We start from the raw sequence: 3,150 nt of genomic DNA, 5'->3' as shown, positions 1-3,150 counted from the left end.
GCTCTACTATATTACAACATAGGAAGATATAAGAAATGGCAACCCTGTGAATGGTTGCCATTTTCTTTATAAGGAGTATCTTTTATCGGTTATTTGTACCAATCCTTATAATCTGTTCCATTGGAATTGACCCAATCCATAAAATGTTCAAAGCTCTTGTCTATCGGCTGGGTTTCAGGAGTATTGAAGTTTGTGGCTCCACTTAGATGAATGGCAAAAGGATAGTTGCCATTGGCTACATAATAGCTTGTCGGTACAGAGGACAAATCCTCTTCGGTATGGAATAGAGCCATGTCTGCCTTTTCAGTAGGAGGATAGTTGACCAAATGCACTTCGATGCGTGATTCTTTCAATTCGTCATGTACCATGATGAATGGATTATAAGGGGGAATTCCAAGCGTTTCGTGTGATAGTGGAGTCTTGAAGGTGTTCTTTATCTTATATGTAGCGGTTTTTGTATTTCTCTCTGTTACATCGAGCGCACTTAGAAATACATTGACGGTAGCTTTGGAAAGGTCTGTATCCAGTCCTTGTCCGTTGAAACTTGTGGGGGCTTCCAATATTTCAGTTGACATATTGCTGCGTTCTGTATTCAGTTGGTAAGCGAAACCATTTTTGAAAGTGGCACCGGACCAAAGCAACTCATAGGTGTCTTCTGTAGAAAGGGCCTGATTGGCATCATTGAAGTTCAATACGGACTGGTATTTTACAATAACATCATTCAAGTCATAGTCACCCTTTCTGGGCCAATTATCTTCGAAAGCGATGATTCCTTTGTATTCCAGACTGTATTTCTTATCCTCGTTGCCACCGTCAGGTTTGATATCAGGAATATCCGGATTGATGATGGCTTCGATGGGGTTGGACCATACGTTGAATTGTATATCATTATAGTCTTGGTCTGTCCAATCTTCAAAGGACAATACGACAAAATCATCGATGCGGAATGCGGCTGTATGTGTACGGCCGTCCCCATTCAGCTTTGTAGTAGAGTAGAAAGGCTTATTGTTTCCGCCATAGAAGCTGTCATTCAATAGGAACCATCCGATTTTTACTCCATTGGGAAATACGGTGCCTTGGTCCACTCCGTCGGGGTCTATGTAATGAAGCTTTACACTTTCACCGCCTTGTAGTCCGGAAGCCTTTTTATTATAATAATTATCCATCAGAGTGTTTGGAAAAACAATGCATTTGGGGGCTTTTTTAATTTCACTTAAAGATGCGTCTGCCCTATAGCAATAATAGCCAAAGGCGCTCGCTGCACCGCTGGTTCCTCCAATTATCCGGATGGATACTTCCGCATTGCGCCCTTCCGGATCATTGATTTCAAAATCTATGGCTTGTCGGTATTGCTTAGGGCATGTGCCTCCTTCCTTCAAGGTCGTATTGATGATTGTCAATACATCACCGGGAATTGTGATTTTGTTGTCTGTGTCTAAATAATGAGGATATCCTTTGGAGCTCCATGTTCCTAATACATGGTATCCTTTGGGTGCCTGCCATCCCTCCGCCCGTGTTTGCGGATTATCATCGGTGGAATCCCATTTGATGTCGGCAGTAATGGCATCTCCTGCAATAACTGTTTTGAAGAGGGTGGGGACCCCTATATAAGAAGTATAGATATATGCTTCGTCCCCATGGTCCGAATTGATGATTTCCTTGCCGCTATATGCACCGTTACCGTCTGTCATGCGTCTGATGACCGGTTCCAGGTCTGTGCGTTTTATAATCTGGCCATCTTTGTCAATCGTGAACGGGTCTTCAAGATAGATTTCAAAAAGTACTTTATAGCCTTCGGGGACATCATACTTTACGTTTACTTGGATGGAAGATGTCGTAGAAAAATCAAAAGAGTTGGGAGTCTTCTCATCGTCTTTTCCATTATCGGGATTGTAGACGTCATGTTCGCATCCTATGGATAGGAATGCCAGCATAATGCTGCATAATGTCAAAGCCAGCATCTTGCATGTCAGGTTAGAATAGATTGGTTTCATAATGCCTTTGTTTTTAGCTTGTTTACTTGTTGCAAAGGTACTATAAAAGTTGTAATATATATCTATATGTGCTCTGTTCTTCTCATTAAATACAAAAAATAGGTAAAAAAGGGTACTGCTTGTTGTTTTATTCGCCAGTATAAATACATGCTTGCTTGGATTTCTTTTCTTTTTCATTTGCTTATTTCGTTTCAAATCAATATTTTTAGGCTTTCGTTCAACCTTTTAATACGAATAAATGCTATGGACCAAATCCTATTCTGGCTGGTTCCAGCCGCTTCTATTATGGCACTTTGTTTTGCCTGGTATTTCCATCGTCAGATGATGAAAGAGAGTGAGGGTACGCCTCAGATGATTAAGATTGCCGCTGCTGTGCGCAAAGGTGCTATGTCTTACCTTCGCCAACAATACAAGATTGTGGGCTGGGTATTTCTGGGGCTGGTTATCCTTTTCTCCATTATGGCATACGGTTTCGGAGTGCAGAACTCCTGGGTGCCGATTGCTTTCCTTACCGGAGGATTCTTTTCCGGACTTTCCGGCTTTTTGGGTATGAAGACGGCCACCTACGCATCGGCTCGCACTGCCAATGCGGCACGCACATCGCTGAATGCCGGACTACGCGTGGCTTTCCGTAGCGGTGCGGTGATGGGACTGGTAGTGGTTGGCCTTGGCTTGCTTGATATATCTTTCTGGTATCTGTTGCTGAATGCTGTAATTCCGGAAGATGTAATGACTCCCACCCATAAACTCTGCATCATTACCACTACCATGCTGACTTTCGGTATGGGCGCTTCCACGCAGGCATTGTTTGCACGCGTAGGTGGCGGTATCTATACAAAAGCTGCCGATGTAGGTGCCGACCTTGTGGGAAAGGTGGAAGCCGGTATTCCCGAAGACGACCCGCGTAATCCTGCCACGATTGCGGATAATGTAGGCGACAATGTAGGCGACGTGGCAGGTATGGGGGCTGATTTGTACGAAAGTTATTGCGGTTCTATCCTTGCTACGGCTGCCCTCGGTGCTGCGGCTTTTATCCACTCGGGTGATACGCTGATGCAGTTCAAGGCCGTAATCGCTCCGATGCTGATTGCAGCCGTCGGAATATTGCTTTCCATTATCGGTATCTTCTCCGTGCGTACCAAAGAGAATGCGAAGA

At 44.0% G+C, this 3,150-nt stretch carries 2 protein-coding genes; one reads left to right on the top strand and one right to left on the bottom strand.

Annotated features, from left to right (window positions below; genetic code table 11):
* Nucleotides 1-89 precede the first annotated feature (89 nt).
* Nucleotides 90-2,171 (bottom strand): LruC domain-containing protein, encoded by a 2,082-nt coding sequence (locus ABUA47_RS23920; protein ID WP_034529148.1) that lies wholly within the window; start codon nucleotides 2,169-2,171, stop codon nucleotides 90-92.
* A 66-nt stretch (nucleotides 2,172-2,237) separates the two neighbouring features.
* On the opposite strand from ABUA47_RS23920, the gene ABUA47_RS23915 reads away from it, so the two are divergent.
* On the top strand, nucleotides 2,238-3,150 hold a 913-nt coding region (locus ABUA47_RS23915; RefSeq protein ID WP_349832188.1), incomplete at its 3' end, for a sodium/proton-translocating pyrophosphatase.

It is taken from the genome of Bacteroides sp. RTP31139st1_H2_RTP31139_211217 (genome assembly GCF_040227615.1).
Classification (GTDB): domain Bacteria; phylum Bacteroidota; class Bacteroidia; order Bacteroidales; family Bacteroidaceae; genus Bacteroides; species Bacteroides uniformis.
Note: the sequence above shows the minus strand (reverse complement) of the source record. Positions and strands in the feature narration are given on the sequence as shown.

Bases quoted from the DNA above. Each gene is read 5' to 3' on its own strand.
- ABUA47_RS23920 (WP_034529148.1), bottom strand. From the start codon at position 2,171: ATGAAAAAGAAAAGAAATCCAAGCAAGCATGTATTTATACTGGCGAAT.